Raw genomic sequence first — 17,266 nt, 5'->3', positions numbered from 1 at the left:
TCGCCCGACGCGGTACCCGGAGATCCACTGGCGCGAAACCGGAGATCAACCGAAAGCACCAGTCGCGTCTACTCCTTCGGCGGCGTCTGCAGCGGCCGCAGCCGCAGCCACAGCAGGAACAGACCGCCGACGACCAGCATCGACACGCCCGTCCACAGGTTGATGTTGATGCCCTGCGCCTTCTCCAGCTCGGCGGCGTCGGGGGCGATCCCGGCGGCACCGATGAGCACGCCGTAGATGAGGAACAACCCGCCGATCACGGTGCGCACGTCGAACAACCGCGACGCCGTGCCGGACTGCCGCTCCAGGTCGGCGATCTCCGCCGCGTGGTGGGCGATCTCTGTTTCTTCGGGCTGGTTTTCGGCCATCACATTCTCTTTTCGCTGAGTGGTCTCGCAGCCGGCACCGCCGAGCAGCAGGAGCGGACTCTTCGTCAGAGGGTGAACGGGATGTAGCAGAGGGCGGAGAGGACCAGCGCGCCCCAGCCGAGGACGGCGGGCTTGCGGTACCAGGCGTCGTCGCCCGCGGCCACCACGCCCTTGTCGCGGGCGGACGCCCGGGTGTAGACGAGACCTTCGAGCTCGGCGTCCGGCTTCGGCTTGGTCGCCAGCGCGATCGGGACGCTGACCAGCAGGTCCACCGCGAAGGCGATCATCGAGGCGGTCATGTTCGCGCCCTGGTCGGAGCCCATCTCGACGATCCCGGCCTGGTAGGCGAAGTAGAACGCGATCGGTGCCGCGGTGCCCAGCAGCAGGCCCCAGAACCCGGCCTTGGCGGTCATCCGCTTCCAGAACAGCGCCAGGATGAACGTGGCGAACAGCGGGACGTTGAAGAACGCGAACAACGTCTGCATGTAGTTCATGATGTTGCTGAACGAGGCGGCCAGGAACGCCGTGCCCATACCGATGACCACGCCGATCGCGGTGATCGCCCGGCCCACCCGCAGGTAGTGCGCGTCGGGCATGTGCGGCTTGATGTAGGCCCGCCAGATGTCGGTGGTGAACACCGTGTTGAAGCTGGAGACGTTGGCCGCCATGCCCGCCATGAACGAGGCCATCAGACCGGTGACCGCGAGCCCGAGCACGCCGTTGGGCAGCAGGTCGCGCATCAGGATCGGGATCGCGTCGTTGTAGTCGTAGCCGCCGGTCTTGCCGATCGTCGGCTCGATGACCAGCGCGATGATGCCCGGCAGCACCACGATCAGCGGGATGAAGATCTTCGGGAACGCCGCGATCAGCGGGGTGCGCCGCGCGGCGGAGAGGTTCTTGGCCGACAGCGATCGCTGCACCTCGGCGAAGTTCGTCGTCCAGTAGCCGAAGGAGATCGCGAAGCCGAGGCCGAGGGTGATGGTCAGCCAGTTGGTGCCGAGCGGGTTGGTCTCGCCGAATCCCGTTCCGGCCCAGGTGGACAGGAACATCTCGCCCTGCTGCGAGGTCACCTTGTCGATGAGCCCGTCGACGCCGCCGACCCGGACCAGGCCGAGCACGGTCAGCGGGATGAGCGCGGCGACGATGACGAAGAACTGCAGGACCTCGTTGTAGATCGCCGAGGACAGCCCGCCGATGACGATGTAGGCGAGCACGAAGATCCCCGCGGTGAAGATCGAGACCGGCAGCGGCCAGCCCAGCAGCGCCCGCAGCACGATCGCGAGCGCGTAGAGGTTCACCCCGGCGATGAGCACCGAGGCGACCGCGAAGATCACCGCGCTGAGCAGGTGCGAGGAGCGGCTGAACCGCAGCAGCAGGAACTCGGGAACGCTGCGCACCTTGGAGTTGTAGTAGAAGGGCATCATCACCAGGCCGAGGAACACCATGGCCGGGATCGCGCCGATCCAGTACCAGTGCACGGTGTAGGCCCCGTACTGGGCGCCGTTGGCGGCCATGCCCAGGATCTCGGTGGCGCCGAGGTTCGCCGACACGAACGCCAGACCCGTGACCCAGGCGGGCAGCGCTCGGCCCGCCAGGAAGAAGTCAAGGCTGTTGCTGACGCTGCGCCGCGCGGCCACTGCGATGCCGAGGACCACGGCGAAGTAGATGACCAGGATGAGCGTGTCCATCCAGTTCATCGACAACCTGAGGTCGCCCGCTGCTGCCAGTGCCATGGTTTCCATCCCCGTCGTCGTCGCTGACGATGTTCGACCAGCCGGACATCGTTCGGCACGCTACGTCAGGGGCGATGGCCGGGTCAATCATCCGTTCGCAGTGCGCGATGATGCGCCGATCGGCTGTGAACCCTTGTGGCGCCGAAACTTTCAAACCCTCCACAGTGGAGGATCAGTGCTCGGTGGCGGCGCTCAGGAAGTCCTCGCGGGCGGGGGAGAGGGTGTTCGCGGGCCACAGCGCGTGCAGCGGAGCGAACGTCGGCGGCAGCAGGTCGACGACCTGGACCGCGCCGCCGAGCGACGGCCCCGCCGGGGCGGTCACGAGCGCGACGTCGTCGCCGCCCTGCACCGCGGTCACCGGCGGCGTTCCCTGGATGGGGTTGCGGCGGACGACGGGTTCGAACCCGGCCCGGCGGCAGTGCGCGATGAGCAGATCGGTGTAGCCGGAACGCCCGGGCCTGCCCCACATCACGATCGTCTCGTCGGTGAGCTCGCCGAACTCCACCGACTCCCGCCGGGCGAACCGGTGCCCGGCGGGAACCGCCACCCGCAGCCGGTGGTGCGCCAGCGTGGCCCGGGACAGCCCGGGCTCGGGTTCCATGCCCCGGCACAGGCCGAGGTCGAGCTCCCCGGCGATCAGCTGCTCGGTGAGCTCGCCCGGGTATCGCTGGTTGACCTGCGTGGACAGGTCCGGTTTCGCGTCGTGAACGCGGTGCAGCAGCGCGGTCACCTCGTCACCGGCGACCGCCGGGGTGTGGCCGATGCGCAGCATCTCGGGCTCGCCCCGGCCGATCCGGCGAGCGCGCAGCAGCGCCGACCGGGCGGCCCCGTGCAGCAGGCGCGCGTCGGCGATCAGCGCCTCACCGGCGGGCAGCACGGTCAGCTTCGCGCCGCTGCGGTCCAGCAGGTCCACGCCGACCTCGCGCTCCAGCGCGCGGACCGACGTGGACAGCGCCTGCTGCGACAGGTGCAGCCGCCGGGCGGCGCGGGTGAACCCGCCCTCCTCGGCGACCGCGATCAGGTGGGCGAGCTTGTTCAGGTCGAGCACCATCTACGACCGGTCCGCGCGAACATCGGAGTCGAACACCACGACCCGACCGTATCCCCACGTCAGGGGCATGTGCAGGGTTCCTCCGGGAAGGGGCGGGCCCGCACGGGCCGCCGTCGGATCAGCGAGTGGTGTAGCCCCCGTTGGGGAACAGGGTCTGACCGGTGAACCACCAGCCCTCGGTGGCCAGGTGGCGGATGATCGGCACGATGTCCTCGATCTGCGTCAGCTGCCCGCCCAAGGCCTGGGACTTGTGGAACTCGACCCGCTCCGGCGTCTCCTGCGGGTAGAAGAACGGGGTGTCCATCGGCCCGGGCGCGACGACGTTCACCGAGATCCCCCGGTCGGCGAACTCCTTGGCGGCGGCCCGCGTGAAGTGCTCCAGCGGGGCCTTGCCGCCGGCGTAGGTGGAGTAGCCGTCGGTGAAGGCCGCCAGCAGCGAGGTGCCCAGGCTGATGATCTTCCCGTTGTCGTTGAGGCGGCGCCCGGCTTCCTGGATGAAGAAGTAGCCGGCCTTCGCGTTGATCGCGAACATCCGGTCGAACTCCTCCTCGGTGGTCTCCAGGATCGGCTTGCGCAGCACCATCCCGGTCGTGTTCACCGCGACGTCGACGCCGCCGAAGGTGTCCACCGCCGTGTCGAAGAGCCGCCGCACGTCGGCCACCTTCGTCAGGTCGCCCTGCACCGCGGCGGCCTGGCCGCCCGCCTCCTGCACGGCCCGCACCGCCTTGTCGGCGTCGTCCGCGGAGGCGTCGCCGTGGTAGTGCACGACGACCTTCGCGCCGTCGGCGGCCAGCGTCCGCGACAGCAGTCCGCCGAGGTTCTTCGCGCCCCCGCCGACAACCACCACCCGGTCGCGCAGTCCGTTCTCGCTCATCGTCATCCCCTTCTGATCGGCTCCCGCTTCGACGCTAGGTCCTGAACGGGGGAGGCGGAAACACGAACGACTGGTGACGCCACAAAGGACTCCTGTAGCAGCAGGTCAGCGGCGGTCCGTTCGGTCGATCGACCGCCGGTGCAGCACTTTCCGGTGACCGCGTCGAAACGGCCCGCAGCGGAGTCCTGATCACCTACACTTCGCCGCGACATGCGCGCCGTTGCCGGGAGGTACACGTGGCGACCTGGGAAGACCTGAGCACGTTCATCCGTTCCGAATACCTGCCGCCGCCGGAGGAAGAGGACGACGACCTGGAGGAGGAGCCGGAGTACCGGATCATCGAGTCCAGCGAGGAGGAGATCCGGATCCTCGTCGAGTACGAGGACGACCGCAGCCAGATCGTCATCGTGGCCCGCGAGCGGCTCGACGACAGCGAGGACTGGGTGCAGGTCGTCTCCGTGATCGGCCGCGCCGAGCAGGTCGACCTGCACAAGGTCCTCGACGAGCTCGGCCAGACCTCGGTCGTGTGCGGCGCCGTCATCATCGGCGACTACCTCGTCCTCCGCCACGCGGTCCCGCTGCTCAACCTCGACATCAACGAGTTCACGGACCCCCTCAACTTCGTGGCCGAAACAGCGGACCACCTCGAAGAGATGTTCTTCCGGGAAGACGACCACTGACCCGCTGCTCCCGCGACGAGTCCTGCGGTGCTCGACCGATCCGCAGGACTCGTCGGGGCGATGTTCGACCCCGGGGAACGGTCAGTCGGGGCGGCCGGTGAGGGCGACGGTGGCGCCGAGGCCGATCATGGTGGCGCCGCCGGTGCGGGTGAGGCGGGTGAGGCGGCGGGGTGAGCGGCCGAACCAGGTGCGGGCGGCGGAGGCCGTCAGGCCCCAGGTGCTGTCGGAGAGCAGCTGCAGCAGGGCGCCGGCGAGGCCGAGGACGAGCATCTGGACGATGACGCCGCCGGCGTCGCGGTCGACGAACTGCGGCAGCACCGCCATCAGGAACACGATGCTCTTGGGGTTGCTGACGCCGACCAGCGCGCCCTCCCAGATCCGGCGACGTCCCGGAACCGGTGGCGCGGCACCGATCTCGGGAGCGGACGAGCGCAGGGCCTGAACGCCCAGGTGGATCAGGTAGGCGGCACCGCACAGCTTGACGGCGGTGAACACCAGCGCCGACTGCGCCACCACCGTTCCCAGCCCGAACGCCACCGCGACGACCAGCGCGTACCCGCCGAGCGCGTTGCCCAGCGCCGAGGACAGCGCGGCCCGTCGGCCGTGCGCGAGGGCGCGGCCGACGACGAACAGCACGCTGGGCCCCGGGATCGCGGACAGCAGCAACGACATCGCGCAGAACGCGATCAGTCTCTGCAGGTCGACCACGCGTCGAGGATGCCACGCGGATCGGCCGAGCGGGTCCGGAACGCCTATAGTTCCGGCGGAATCGGTGGTGCGGAGGAGGTGCGCGGGTGTCCGTGACGGGGGCGACGGTCGCGACTCCGGGGCGTCGCAACGAGGACCACTTCGCGATCGGCCCGGGCTGGGCGTTCGTGCTCGACGGCGCCACGGCGCCGGACGGCGTGGACAGCGGGTGCGTGCACGACGTCGTCTGGCTGGTGCGACGTCTCGGGGGAGCGCTCGCGGAACTGCTCACGACCAGCGACGATCCGCTGCCCGAGCTGCTGGCCGAGGCGATCGACCGGCTCCGCGCCGCTCACGCCGACACCTGCGACCTGAACAACCCCAACAGCCCGTCCTCGACGGCGACGCTGCTGCGGCTGCGCGATCGGGCCGAGCACCTGGTGCTCGCCGACAGCCCGCTGGTCCTCGACGTCGACGGGGAGGTCCGCGCGATCACCGACGACCGCATCGATCACCTGCCCAGCTACACCCGCGAAGCCGTCGCCGAACTCCGCAACACCGAGCGCGGTTTCTGGGTCGCCTCGACGGATCCGGAAGCCGCCCACCACGCCGTCACCGGCACCACCGCCCCGTTCAGCCGCGCGGCCCTCCTCACCGACGGCGCCTCCCGCCACGTCGACCACTTCGCGCTCACGGACTGGCCGGGACTCCTCGACCTCCTCGCCGAACAAGGCCCGAACACCCTCCTCACCCAGGTCCGCCACGCCGAGACAACCGGCCCACCCCCGCCCAGAGCCAAACCCCACGACGACGCCACAGCCGTCCTCTGGATCCGTTGATCCAGGGCCTGGTTTCGAGTGAGATCGGGGCCGATCCGTGTCGGCGGAGAAGATCAGAGGAGACCGGCGAGGGTGATGGCGTCGTGCGGGGCGTGCGCCTTGATGTCGTTGTCGAAATACGCGTAGACGTCGCGGGTTTCGGCCTTCGGGGCCGGGTCGGCGACCGTGTGGTCGGTGGCGGGCGAGTCGCCGCGGCGCCAGGCGTCGATCAACCGCGCCCAGCGGGTCAGGTCGTCCTCGCCGTACCCGCTCGCGTAGAGCTCCTCGGCTCCGTGGAAGCGCAGGTAGACGAAGTCGCTGGTGACGTCCTCCAGATGCGGCCAGTTCCCGGCCGCGTCGGCCACCACGAGCGCGATGTCGTGCTCCCGCAGCAGTTCGACGGCCTCGGGGTCGGCGAAGCTGGAGTGCCGGACCTCCAGGGCGTGGCGCATCGGCCGGTCCGCGTCGGCCTCGGTCAGCGCCCGGCCCTCCAACCGCTCGTCGTGCCGCGCGGCGAGTTCGGCAGCCCGCCCGGTGCTGCGCGGCAGCAGCGAGAAGAACTCGACGAGCCGCTCGGGCTCGAACCGCGTCGACGGGGGAAGCTGCCACAGCAGAGGGCCCAGCTTGGCCCCCAACCCCAGCACCCCTGAGGCCAGGAAGTTCGCCAACGCCGTCTCGACGTCCCGGAGGCGCTTCATGTGCGTGATGTAGCGACTGCCCTTGACCGAGAACACGAAGTCCTCCGGCGTCTGCTCGGCCCACCTCCGGTAGCGCTCCGGCCGCTGCAACGAGTAGAACGACCCGTTGAGCTCCACGCTGCCCATCCGCTCGGCCAGGAACCCCAACTCGTCGGCGCGCCGCAACCCCTCCGGGTAGAACGGCCCCCGCCAAGGCCCGTAAACCCAGCCGGAAGTCCCCACCAGAACCCGACCCACCACCCCACGCTAACGCGAGGGCCAGGGCGATGCCGCCGCTCACCTGAGCAAGCTTCCAGGGACGAGGTCAAGAAGGACGAGCACGGCCTGGACCGCGCGTTGACGACGAAGGGCGCCCCCGGCTCGTGCTGGGGGCGCCCTTCGGGTGTTCGTCAGGAATTGCGGGTGGTTGCTGCTTCGAGGGCTCTGCGGACCAGGACCTTGGCGAGGTGGTGGCGGTACTCCGCCGTGGCCGAGGGCTGGTCCGGGGGAGAGGTGTTCTCCGCGGCGCGCTCGGCCGCTTCGGCCGGGGTGGCGCCGGAGGCCAGGGCCTCCTCGACGCCTGCCGCGCGCATCGGGGTCGGGCCCATGTTGACCAGGGCGACGCGGTTGCCCGCGACCGCCACGCCCACGACCGCCCAGTCGATGGCGCGCTTGGTGAACTTCTGGAAGTCCCAGCCCTGGTTCGGGTTCTTCTCGACGCGGATCTCCACCAGCAGCTCGTCCTCGCCGAGCGAGGTCTCGAAGAAGTCGGTGAAGAAGTCCGTGATCGCGATCTCCCGCGTCCCCGACGGGCCCTGGGCCACCAGCACCGAGTCCAGCGCCAGCGCCACGGCCGGCAGGTCCGAGGCGGGATCGCCGTGGACCAGCGAACCGCCGATCGTGCCGCGGTGGCGGACCTGCGGGTCGCCGATGGTGCCCGCCGCGTGCGCGAGCAGCGGGATCTCGCGCCGCAGCAGCTCCGAGTGCTCCAGGTCGTGGTGCCGGGTCAGGGCACCGATGCGGATCTGCGAACCCTCCTCGCGGATGTAGGACAGGTCGCGCAGGCCGCCGACGTCGATGACGACCTCCGGCACCGCGAACCGCAGCTTCATCAGCGGCAGCAGGGAGTGCCCGCCCGCCAGCAGCTTCGCGTCGTCGCCGTGCTCGGCGAGCAGGTTCAGCGCCTCGTCGACCGTGGTGGCGCGCTTGTAGGTGAAGGCGGCAGGAATCATTCCGCGGCCCCCTGCTTCTCCCGGGCCGCGTCGAGCACGGCCTGAACGATGTTGTGGTAGCCGGTGCAGCGGCAGAGGTTGCCCTCCAGCCCGGACCGCACGTCGGCCTCGGTCAGGTTCGGGTTCTCCTCCACCAGCGACACCGAGGCCATCACCATGCCCGGCGTGCAGTAACCGCACTGCAGGCCGTGGTTCTTCTGGAACGAGCGCTGCATCGGGTGCAGCTCCTCGCCGTCCGCCAGGCCCTCGATGGTGGTGACCTCGCGGCCCTCGGCCTGCGCGGCCAGCACCGTGCAGGACTTGACCGACTCGCCGTCGAGCAGCACCGTGCACGCACCGCACGACGTGGTGTCGCAGCCGATGTTGGTGCCGGTCAGCTCGCAGTCGTCGCGCAGGTACTGGACGAGCAGGGTGCGGTCCTCCACGTCGTGGGTCCGCTGCTCGCCGTTGACGTTGATCGAAACTTGCACGAAGGAACTCCTAGGCTTCTCAGGTGCACTACCTGAACGAGATCAGCGGTGTTTCTATGCCTGGTTGATCGCTTCCCACACCCGCTGGGGCGTGGTGGGCATGTCGATGTGCCGGACGCCGAGGTGGGACAGCGCGTCCACCACCGCGTTCTGCACCGCGGGAGTGGACCCGATGGTCCCGGCCTCGCCGATCCCCTTCACGCCCAACGGGTTCAGGGTGGTGGCCGTTTCCATGGTCAGCAGCTCGAAGCTCGGCAGCTCGGCGGCGGTGACGATCGCGTAGTCGGCGAAGCTGGCGTTCTGCGGGTTGCCGTCGGAGTCGTAGGAGACCTCCTCCAGCAGCGCCTGCGCCGCGCCCTGGGCGATGCCGCCGTGCCGCTGGCCCTCGGTGAGCACCGGGTTGATGATCACGCCCGCGTCGTCGACCGTGACGTGCCGCAGGTAGTCGACCTTGCCGGTCTCCACGTCGACCTCGACGACGGCGAGGTGGCTGCCGAACGGGAACGTCGGCCGGTCCTCCACGAAGTGCACGTCGGCGGCCAGGCCGTCGGCGGACTTCTGCGCCAGGTCGGCCCACGACACCGTGACGTTCGGGGCGCCGCGCACCTGCCACTTGCCGTCGGTGAGCTCGATGTCGGCCTCGTCGCTCTCGATCATCTCGGCGGCCAGCTTGCGGGCCTTGTCCTTGACGTCGATCGCGGCCCGGTGCACCGCCGTGCCGCCCAGCTGCAGCGAGCGCGAGCCCATCGTGCCCACGCCCTTGGGGATCAGGTCCGTGTCGCCGTGCACGACCTCGATCTTGTCCAGGTCGATGCCCAGCTGCTCGGACACCAGCATCGCGTAGCTCGTCCAGTGGCCCTGGCCGTGCGGGGAGCTGCCGGTGAGCACCAGAACGCTGCCGTCGGGCCGGATCTCGACGTGCCCGGTCTCGCCCTCGGTGTTGTTCGGCGCGGTGATCTCCACGTAGCTGGCCAGGCCGATGCCCAGCTGCTTGGCGCTGCCGTCCGCGCGCCGCTTCGCCTGCTCCTCGCGCAGCGAGGCGTAGTCGGCGGCCTCCAGGACCGAGTCGAGCCCCTTGATGTACTCGCCGGTGTCGTAGAGCATCCCGCCCGGCGTCTGGTACGGGAACTGCTCCGGCTTGACGAGGTTCTTGCGTCGCACGTCGGCCGGGTCGGCGCCGATCTCGGCGGCGAACAGGTCGATCGCGCGCTCCACGGCGGCGGTGGCCTCCGGGCGCCCGGCACCGCGGTAGGCGCCGATCGGCGTGGTGTTGGTGACCACGGTCTGCGCCCGCGACTCGACCTTGGCGATGTCGTAGACGCCGCTGGCCATCATCTGCGTGAACACCGGCAGGAACGCGCCCATCCGCGGGTAGGCGCCGACGTCCTGCACGATCTCCAGCCGGTAGGCCTGCACCCGGCCGTCGCGGCTGCCGCCGATGGTGATCTGGTGCCGCTGCGCGCGGCCGTGCGTCATCGCGACCAGGTTCTCGCTGCGGGTCTCGACCCACTTGACCGGCTTGCCGATCTTGCGGGACACCAGCGACAGCAGCGCGGCCTCCTGCTCGGAGCCGATCTTGGCGCCGAAGCCTCCGCCCACGTCGGGCGTGATGACGCGCAGCTTGTCCTGCGGCAGGCCGAGGTTGCCCATCAGCTCGTCGCGGCAGGACTGCGCGTTCTGGTTGGACAGCCACAGGGTGACCTTGTCGCCCTCCCAGGCGCAGGCGGCCGAGCGGCCCTCCAGCGAGGCCGCGGCCACGCGCTGGTTGACGATCTGCCTGGTGACCACGACCTCGCAGCCGTCGAACAGCGAGTCGTCGAGCTCGCCCGCGGCGCCGATGACGTTGGTGCCCGCTTCCGGGAACACCAGCTTCTCGCCGGCCAGGGCCTCGTCCAGGTCGATCACCGGGTCGAGCGGGTCGTAGTCGATGGAGACCATCTCCGCCGCGTCCTGGGCCTGGGCGAGGGTTTCGGCGGCCACCGCCACGACCGGTTCGCCGACGTAGTGCACGACGCCCTTGGCCAGGTGCGGCCGGTCGAGGCCGGGCGGGGTGGGGCCGGAGAGGCTGCCGCCCGAGGCGTAGGGCGGGAGGTCGACGTCGTCGGCGGTGAAGACGCCGTGCACGCCGGGCGCCGACCTGGCTTCGTCGACGTCCACTTCGGTGATGGTGGCGTGGGCCAGCGGACTGCGGACGAACAGGACGTGCAGTGCGCCTTGCAGGGCGGGTTCACGCAGGTCGTCCACGTAGGTGCCGCCGACTGTGAGAAGGCGTGGGTCTTCGACACGTTGGACCCGGGTGCCGAGAATGCTCAAAGCTGCCTCGCAGTCAACAGGATCAGATAGTTCGGGAACCGTACGGGAGTCTTGTGCTCCGGACTGTGAGCCACAAGACTTAGCGGCCAAAGAAGTCGGCGTGTCGCGGATTCCGCGTGAGGGGAGAATCGTCGCGCGGTTGGGCCGAAAGAGTGAACCCTCTTCGTGACAACGTTGAATGTCACAGTAAAGCCTGACAGCGTTAGAGGGTTTGGTGTTCGATCACCGCATGACCTCGCTCATCCAGCAGTCGCCGGGCTCCGGCCCGGCGGGAGGCGCGGACCTCGATCAGATCCTCATCGCTTCCGGTAGCGCCGCACTGCTGGCCGCGCTGCTGATCGCGTTCGGCTACGGGCACCGCACCGGCAAGATCACCGCGCTGGCCCGCCACGCCGAACGCGCCGAGCACTCCTGGCTGCTGCGGGGGCTCCCCGGCTGGTCCGCGCTACCGCTGCGGATCGCGCTGATGTCGCTGCTGGTGACGTTGCTCGGGCTGTACTGGGACATCGCCCTGCGGATCACGCAGGGACGCGGCCACGGCCCGCTGGCCAACATCGCGCACTACCCGATCCTGTTCGGGCTCTTCGGCCTCTGCGTCGCCGGAACCCTGGCGACGGTGCTGCCGGTGGGCGAGAGCCCCGGCCGAGCGGCGCTGCGCATCACCCGCTGCTGGGAGGCCCCGACCAGCGGACTGCTGCTGGGCCTGGCCGGGTTCTTCTCGCTGCTGGGGTTCCCGCTCGACGCCGTGTGGCAGCGGCTCTTCGGCCAGGACGTGACGCTGTGGGGTCCCGCGCGGCTGATCATCATCGGCGGCGTCTCGCTGTCGCTGGTCGCCATGGCCCTGCTGGAGCGCGAGGGCCGGTTCGTGCGCACCGGCCGCGCCGAGACGATGCGCGCGCTCTACGTGCGACGCGGCCTGCTGTGCGGGGCGCTGCTGGTCGGGCTGTCGCTGTTCCAGGCCGAGTGGGACTTCGGCGTCCCGCAGTTCCGGATGGTCTTCCAGCCGCTGCTCATCGCCGTGTCCGCCGGGTGCGCGCTGGTGGCCGCGCGGCTCTGGATCGGGCGCGGGGGAGCGGTGCTGGCCGTCGCGCTGTTCCTGCTCACCCGCGGCGGCATCGCGCTGCTGGTCGGCACGGCCCTGGGCGGGCCGACCTCGGCGATGCCGCTCTACGTCGTCGAGGCGCTGTGCGTGGAGATCGCCGCGGTGGCCCTGGTGCGCAGGCCGCTGGTGCTGGGCGTGTTCTCCGGGCTGCTCATCGGCACCATCGGCTACACCAGCGAGTACGTGTGGACCTCCGCCGCCTACCGGCTGCCGTGGTCGCCGGACATGCTGCCGGAGGGCGTGCTGATGTCGCTGCTCGGCGGCGTCTGCGGCGGCCTGCTGGGCGCGCTGCTGGTGCGGGCGCTGCGCGGTGAGCTGCCGCCCGCCCGGGTCCGCGTCGGCGTGTTCGCGGCGGCGCTGAGCGGCATCGCGATCGCCGTGGTCAACGGGCTGGTGGGCGCCGCGCCGGAAGACGTGCGCGCGGAGGTGACCGTCGACGAGCGGACTCGGCAGGCCGAGGTGCGCATCGAGCCCGCGCCGATCGCCGAGCACCCGACGTGGCTGACGATCACCGGCTGGCAGGGCGGAGCGCTGCACGTCGACCGGATGACCGAGATCGGCCCCGGCGTGTACCGGACCAACCAGCCGATGCCGATCAGCGGGCCCTGGAAGACGATCATCAGGCTGCACTCGGGCCGCGCGATCCTCGCGACGCCGGTGTACTTCCCGGCCGACGCGTCCCGCGACAAGCCGGGCGTGTCCGCGCCCGCGCAGTTCACCCGCCCGGCCATGCCCGAGTACCAGCTGCTGCGCCGCGAGGCGGCCCCCGGCGTCCCGGAGTGGCTGTGGCCGTCGGCGTCGGCGGTGGTGATCGCCTGCTCGCTGGGCTACGTGCTGGCGCTGGGCTGGGGCGCTCAGCGCATCGGCCGCGCGATCTCCGGCCCGCCCTGCGCCGAGCGCGACGCGGCCGAGCGGGCCGCGTCCCGGCGCCCGTTCGAGGGACGCATCGGATGATCGTTCGATGTGGTACTTGTCACATTTGGCGGAGGCGGGCAGAGTCCTAGGAGGAGGTTCCACCACCTAGGCGCGAGAGGTGTTCGCCGATGGCCTCGACTACGACCGAACTGGCCGAGTTCCAGCGCGTTCTGGCGCAGCTCAAGAGCAGCGCCGGGGCTTTGCGGCAGCGCTACGGCGACGCCGCCGCGCTCCGCCGGATCCACAACGACATCGAACGACTCGACATCGACGCCGCCGAGCTCGTCACCGAGCTGCCCGCACCGCGGCGCAGCGACGAGACCCGCGACGACGTGGTGATCGTGCCGGACACCCCCTACGACCCGTCGCTCTGGCAGGACGCCGACGACGAGGGCCTCGGAGGCCACCCCCGGCGCTGAGGCGGCGGTGATTGAACCTTACGGGGGACTAGCAGCGGACTGTGGCCTGATCCACAATGAGCGGCCTCAAGGTGAGCACGTCGGACGACTCATGACAACGAGGTCAACGAATGTCCGCACCCGCTAGCGCCACCGGCCGGGCCCGCATCGGCGCGCGCACCCTGCGCACCGACCGCTGGTGGCTCCCGCCGCTGGTGACCTTCCTCGGCCTGACGGCCTTCGTGGTCTACGGCCTGATCCGCACGTTCATGAACCAGTGGTACTGGGTCCCGGAGCACAACTACCTGGCGCCGTTCTTCTCGCCGTGCCTGTCGGCGGCCTGCGTGCCCGGGTCCAGCCACTTCGGACAGCCCTTCCCGGACCTGGGGTGGCTCGTGCCACCGCCGATCTTCGTGCTGCCGTTCGTGCTCGGGTTCCGGCTGACCTGCTACTACTACCGCAAGGCCTACTACCGGGCGTTCTGGGCGTCGCCGCCGGCCTGCGCCGTGGGCGAACCGCACCGCCGCTACACCGGCGAGACCCGGTTCCCGCTGATCCTGCAGAACGCGCACCGCTACTTCTTCTACGCGGCGATGCTGGTCGCGGCGGTGCTGACCTACGACACGGTCATCGCGTTCAAGGGCACCGACGGCGGTGTCGGCGTCGGTCTCGGCACGGTGCTGATGGTGGTCAACGTGGTGCTGCTGTGGGCCTACACGCTGTCCTGCCACTCCTGCCGCCACCTCATCGGCGGCAGGCTCAACCACTTCTCGAAGCACCCGGTGCGCTACTGGCTCTGGACCAAGGTCACCTGGCTCAACGGCAAGCACATGCTGCTCGCCTGGTGCTCCCTGGCCTCGGTCGCGCTGGTCGACCTGTACGTGATGCTGGTGGCCAGCGGAGCCATCACTGATCCCAGACTGTTCAACTAGAAGGACTGGATGTGGAGATCGAACGGCACGAGTACGACGTGGTCGTGATCGGCGCCGGTGGCGCGGGTCTGCGCGCGGCGATCGAGACCCGCTCGGCGGGACTGCGCACCGCCGTGGTGTGCAAATCCCTGTTCGGCAAGGCGCACACGGTCATGGCCGAGGGCGGCATCGCCGCCTCGATGGGCAACGTCAACTCCCACGACGACTGGCAGGTGCACTTCCGCGACACCATGCGCGGCGGGAAGTTCCTCAACAACTGGCGGATGGCCGAGCTGCACGCCCGCGAGGCACCGCAACGGGTGTGGGAGCTGGAGACCTACGGGGCGCTGTTCGACCGCACCCCCGACGGCCGGATCAGCCAGCGCAACTTCGGCGGGCACGAGTACCCGCGGCTCGCGCACGTCGGCGACCGGACCGGGCTGGAGCTCATCCGCACGCTGCAGCAGAAGATCGTCTCGCTGCAGCAGGAGGACCACGCCGAGTTCGGCGACCACGAGGCGCGCATCAAGGTCTTCCAGGAGTGCACGGTCACCGAGCTGACCAAGGAGGGCGACCGGATCTCCGGGGCGTTCGGGTACTGGCGGGAGTCCGGGCGGTTCGTGCTGTTCGACGCGCCCGCCGTCGTCCTCGCCACCGGTGGCATCGGCAAGTCCTTCAAGGTCACCTCGAACTCCTGGGAGTACACCGGCGACGGGCACGCGCTGGCGCTGCGCGCCGGGGCGTCGCTGATCAACATGGAGTTCGTGCAGTTCCACCCCACCGGCATGGTGTGGCCGCCGAGCGTGAAGGGAATCCTGGTCACCGAGTCGGTGCGCGGCGACGGGGGAGTGCTGCGCAACTCCGAGGGCAGCCGGTTCATGTTCGACTACATCCCCGAGGTGTTCAAGGACAACTACGCCGACAGCGAGGCCGAGGCCGACCGCTGGTACGACGACCCGGACAACAACCGCAGGCCGCCTGAGCTGCTGCCGCGCGACGAGGTCGCCCGCGCCATCAACAACGAGGTCAAGGAGGGCCGGGGCTCCCAGCACGGCGGTGTGTTCCTCGACGTGGCCACGCGGCTCCCGGCCGAGACGATCACCAAGCGGCTGCCGTCGATGCACCACCAGTTCAAGGAACTGGCCGACGTGGACATCACCGCCGAGGCGATGGAGGTCGGCCCGACCTGCCACTACGTGATGGGCGGCGTCGAGGTCGACCCGGACACCGCGGCCTCGCGGGTGCCGGGGCTGTTCGCGGCCGGTGAGGTCGCGGGCGGCATGCACGGGTCGAACCGCCTGGGCGGCAACTCGCTGTCGGACCTCCTGGTCTTCGGCCGCCGCGCCGGAACCGGCGCCGCCGAGTACGTGCGGGGCCTGTCGGGCAGGCCCGCGATCGCCGAGTCCGATGTGGACGCCGCGGCGCGGCGCGCGGCCGACCCGTTCAACCCCGAGGAGGGCCGCAGCGAGAACCCCTACGCGCTGCACTCCGAGCTCCAGCAGTCGATGAACGACCTGGTCGGCATCATCCGGCGCGGCACCGAGATGCGCGAGGCGCTGGACCGGCTGCGCGAGCTCGTCGCCCGCGCCGAGCACCTGGAGGTGGAGGGCAACCGGCAGTTCAACCCCGGCTGGCACCTGGCGCTGGACCTGCGGAACATGCTGCTGGTCAGCGAGTGCGTCGCCCGGGCAGCGCTGCTGCGCACCGAGAGCCGCGGCGGCCACACCCGCGACGACCACCCGGGGATGGAGGCCCAGTGGCGCCGGAAGCTGCTGGTGTGCACCAAGTCCGGCGACGGCGTCGAGGTCGCCGAGCAGCAGCAGCCGCCGATGCGGCACGACCTGCTGGAGCTGTTCAAGCTCGACGAGCTGCGCAAGTACTACACCGAGGAAGAACTCGCGGACGTCCAGGCTGAGGAGCGGTGATGGGATACCAAGCGCACTTCCGCGTGTGGCGCGGCACCGACGACGGCGAGCTGCAGGACTACACCGTCGAGGTCAACGAGGGCGAGGTCGTCCTCGACATCATCCACCGGCTGCAGGCCACCCAGGCCCCGGACATGGCGGTCCGCTGGAACTGCAAGGCGGGCAAGTGCGGTTCGTGCTCGGCGGAGATCAACGGCCGCCCCCGCCTGATGTGCATGACGCGGATGTCGACGTTCACCGAGGACGAGACGATCACCGTCACCCCGATGCGCACGTTCCCGCTGATCAAGGACCTCGTCACCGACGTGTCGTACAACTACGTCAAGGCCCGCGAGGTCCCGGCGTTCACCCCGCCGGCGGGCCTCGAACCCGGCGAGTACCGGATGCAGCAGGTCGACGTGCAGCGCTCGCAGGAGTTCCGCAAGTGCATCGAGTGCTTCCTGTGCCAGGACACCTGCCACGTCATCCGCGACCACGAGGACAACAAGGAGGCGTTCTCCGGTCCTCGCTTCCTCATGCGCGTCGCCGAGCTGGAGATGCACCCGCTCGACGAGGCCCGCGACCGCCCGGAGGAGGCCAGGGGAGATCACGGCCTGGGCATGTGCAACATCACCAAGTGCTGCACCGACGTCTGCCCCGAGCACATCCACATCACCGACAACGCCCTCATCCCCCTCAAGGAACGAGTCGCGGACCGCCGCTACGACCCCCTCCGCCGCCTCTTCAAGAAGAAGGACTGACGACGAGCACCGCCGCGGCCCACCGGTTCTGACGAGCCGGTGGGCCGTTCTCGTCAATCGGGGGCGGTAGGGGTAGGTTGGGCCCCGGTCCGGTTGGGGCACGGTCCGGTTGGGGCACGGGTTGCGTTTCGGGTGGGTTCACCGCGGGATTCCCCGTTATTCACGGACTTGTCGTCGTGTTCACGTGCGGTTACGCGGGATTCACGAATGAGCGCGCGCTGGGAATTGTGGGAATATTCGGACTCGTTCGACGACTCCGGTACTTGATCGTTGCAGATTCGCAGTTCACGGCGCTTTTCGCGGCCGTTCTCGTCCATTGTGGAGAGCTATTCGGGCTATGGCGTCTTCTTGCCATGCCTGTCTTTCGACCTG

The 17,266-nt window shown here is 69.8% G+C and carries 16 protein-coding genes; 7 read left to right on the top strand and 9 right to left on the bottom strand.

Going from position 1 to position 17,266, the window contains the following annotated elements:
• Positions 1–68: 68 nt before the first annotated feature.
• From QFW96_RS15165 to QFW96_RS15150, 4 genes are all read right to left on the bottom strand, one after another.
• The gene (locus QFW96_RS15165) at positions 69–368 is read right to left on the bottom strand and encodes a hypothetical protein (protein ID WP_281456288.1); all 300 of its coding nucleotides are present in this window, start codon (positions 366–368) and stop codon (positions 69–71) included.
• A 65-nt stretch (positions 369–433) separates the two neighbouring features.
• A complete protein-coding gene (locus QFW96_RS15160) occupies positions 434–2,101 on the bottom strand; it encodes a sodium:solute symporter family protein (protein ID WP_281456287.1) in 1,668 nt (555 codons plus the stop codon).
• Between the two features lie 172 nt (positions 2,102–2,273).
• Positions 2,274–3,152 (bottom strand): LysR family transcriptional regulator, encoded by an 879-nt coding sequence (locus QFW96_RS15155; RefSeq protein ID WP_281456286.1) that lies wholly within the window; start codon positions 3,150–3,152, stop codon positions 2,274–2,276.
• A gap of 118 nt (positions 3,153–3,270) precedes the next feature.
• Positions 3,271–4,026: an SDR family oxidoreductase gene (locus QFW96_RS15150; protein WP_281456285.1), complete on the bottom strand. Its 756-nt coding sequence runs from the start codon at positions 4,024–4,026 to the stop codon at positions 3,271–3,273.
• Between the two features lie 236 nt (positions 4,027–4,262).
• Between QFW96_RS15150 and QFW96_RS15145 the strand changes: the two genes are divergently transcribed.
• Positions 4,263–4,706 carry a hypothetical protein gene (locus tag QFW96_RS15145; RefSeq protein ID WP_281456284.1) on the top strand — a complete coding sequence of 148 codons (444 nt, stop codon included), beginning with the start codon at positions 4,263–4,265 and terminating at the stop codon, positions 4,704–4,706.
• A gap of 81 nt (positions 4,707–4,787) precedes the next feature.
• On the opposite strand, the gene QFW96_RS15140 is transcribed toward QFW96_RS15145, so the two are convergent.
• On the bottom strand, positions 4,788–5,414 hold the full coding sequence (locus QFW96_RS15140) for a LysE family translocator (RefSeq protein ID WP_281456283.1): 627 nt from the start codon (positions 5,412–5,414) through the stop codon (positions 4,788–4,790).
• A gap of 86 nt (positions 5,415–5,500) precedes the next feature.
• Here QFW96_RS15140 and QFW96_RS15135 point away from each other — a divergent pair, with 86 nt between their 5' ends.
• Positions 5,501–6,232 (top strand): protein phosphatase 2C domain-containing protein, encoded by a 732-nt coding sequence (locus QFW96_RS15135; RefSeq protein ID WP_281456282.1) that lies wholly within the window; start codon positions 5,501–5,503, stop codon positions 6,230–6,232.
• 53 nt (positions 6,233–6,285) lie between these two features.
• Here QFW96_RS15135 and QFW96_RS15130 read toward each other — a convergent pair whose 3' ends face one another.
• From QFW96_RS15130 to QFW96_RS15115, 4 genes are all read right to left on the bottom strand, one after another.
• The gene (locus QFW96_RS15130) at positions 6,286–7,146 is read right to left on the bottom strand and encodes a DUF72 domain-containing protein (RefSeq protein ID WP_281456281.1); all 861 of its coding nucleotides are present in this window, start codon (positions 7,144–7,146) and stop codon (positions 6,286–6,288) included.
• A 152-nt stretch (positions 7,147–7,298) separates the two neighbouring features.
• A complete protein-coding gene (locus QFW96_RS15125) occupies positions 7,299–8,120 on the bottom strand; it encodes an FAD binding domain-containing protein (RefSeq protein ID WP_281456280.1) in 822 nt (273 codons plus the stop codon).
• Complete coding sequence (locus QFW96_RS15120) at positions 8,117–8,590, bottom strand: (2Fe-2S)-binding protein (protein WP_281456279.1); 474 nt, start codon at positions 8,588–8,590, stop codon at positions 8,117–8,119. Before QFW96_RS15120 ends, QFW96_RS15125 begins: the two co-directional genes overlap by 4 nt.
• A 54-nt stretch (positions 8,591–8,644) precedes the next feature.
• The gene (locus tag QFW96_RS15115) at positions 8,645–10,903 is read right to left on the bottom strand and encodes a xanthine dehydrogenase family protein molybdopterin-binding subunit (protein WP_281456278.1); all 2,259 of its coding nucleotides are present in this window, start codon (positions 10,901–10,903) and stop codon (positions 8,645–8,647) included.
• 229 nt (positions 10,904–11,132) lie between these two features.
• Here QFW96_RS15115 and QFW96_RS15110 point away from each other — a divergent pair, with 229 nt between their 5' ends.
• The 5 genes from QFW96_RS15110 (at position 11,133) to QFW96_RS15090 (ending at position 16,894) form a co-directional block, all read left to right on the top strand.
• Positions 11,133–12,959, top strand: coding sequence for a hypothetical protein (locus QFW96_RS15110; protein WP_281456277.1), 1,827 nt, complete (start codon positions 11,133–11,135; stop codon positions 12,957–12,959).
• 89 nt (positions 12,960–13,048) lie between these two features.
• The gene (locus QFW96_RS15105) at positions 13,049–13,339 is read left to right on the top strand and encodes a hypothetical protein (RefSeq protein WP_281456276.1); all 291 of its coding nucleotides are present in this window, start codon (positions 13,049–13,051) and stop codon (positions 13,337–13,339) included.
• 110 nt (positions 13,340–13,449) lie between these two features.
• Complete coding sequence (locus QFW96_RS15100; RefSeq protein WP_281456275.1) at positions 13,450–14,250, top strand: hypothetical protein; 801 nt, start codon at positions 13,450–13,452, stop codon at positions 14,248–14,250.
• An 11-nt stretch (positions 14,251–14,261) separates the two neighbouring features.
• Complete coding sequence (locus tag QFW96_RS15095; protein WP_281456274.1) at positions 14,262–16,154, top strand: fumarate reductase/succinate dehydrogenase flavoprotein subunit; 1,893 nt, start codon at positions 14,262–14,264, stop codon at positions 16,152–16,154.
• Entirely contained in the window at positions 16,154–16,894 is a 741-nt protein-coding gene (locus tag QFW96_RS15090; RefSeq protein ID WP_281456273.1) for a succinate dehydrogenase/fumarate reductase iron-sulfur subunit, read from the top strand. The genes QFW96_RS15095 and QFW96_RS15090 overlap by 1 nt, the downstream gene beginning before the upstream one ends.
• The last annotated feature ends 372 nt before the right edge of the window (positions 16,895–17,266 follow it).

This window comes from Saccharopolyspora ipomoeae (assembly GCF_029952525.1).
Lineage (GTDB): Bacteria > Actinomycetota > Actinomycetes > Mycobacteriales > Pseudonocardiaceae > Saccharopolyspora > Saccharopolyspora ipomoeae.
The sequence above is the reverse complement of the archived record's forward strand: the minus strand, read 5'-3'. Positions and strand labels throughout refer to the sequence as shown.

Bases quoted from the DNA above. Each gene is read 5' to 3' on its own strand.
- QFW96_RS15165 (WP_281456288.1), bottom strand. From the start codon at position 368: ATGGCCGAAAACCAGCCCGAAGAAACAGAGATCGCCCACCACGCGGCG.
- QFW96_RS15160 (WP_281456287.1), bottom strand. From the start codon at position 2,101: ATGGCACTGGCAGCAGCGGGCGACCTCAGGTTGTCGATGAACTGGATG.
- QFW96_RS15155 (WP_281456286.1), bottom strand. From the start codon at position 3,152: ATGGTGCTCGACCTGAACAAGCTCGCCCACCTGATCGCGGTCGCCGAG.
- QFW96_RS15150 (WP_281456285.1), bottom strand. From the start codon at position 4,026: ATGAGCGAGAACGGACTGCGCGACCGGGTGGTGGTTGTCGGCGGGGGC.
- QFW96_RS15125 (WP_281456280.1), bottom strand. From the start codon at position 8,120: ATGATTCCTGCCGCCTTCACCTACAAGCGCGCCACCACGGTCGACGAG.
- QFW96_RS15110 (WP_281456277.1), top strand. From the start codon at position 11,133: ATGACCTCGCTCATCCAGCAGTCGCCGGGCTCCGGCCCGGCGGGAGGC.
- QFW96_RS15105 (WP_281456276.1), top strand. From the start codon at position 13,049: ATGGCCTCGACTACGACCGAACTGGCCGAGTTCCAGCGCGTTCTGGCG.
- QFW96_RS15100 (WP_281456275.1), top strand. From the start codon at position 13,450: ATGTCCGCACCCGCTAGCGCCACCGGCCGGGCCCGCATCGGCGCGCGC.
- QFW96_RS15090 (WP_281456273.1), top strand. From the start codon at position 16,154: ATGGGATACCAAGCGCACTTCCGCGTGTGGCGCGGCACCGACGACGGC.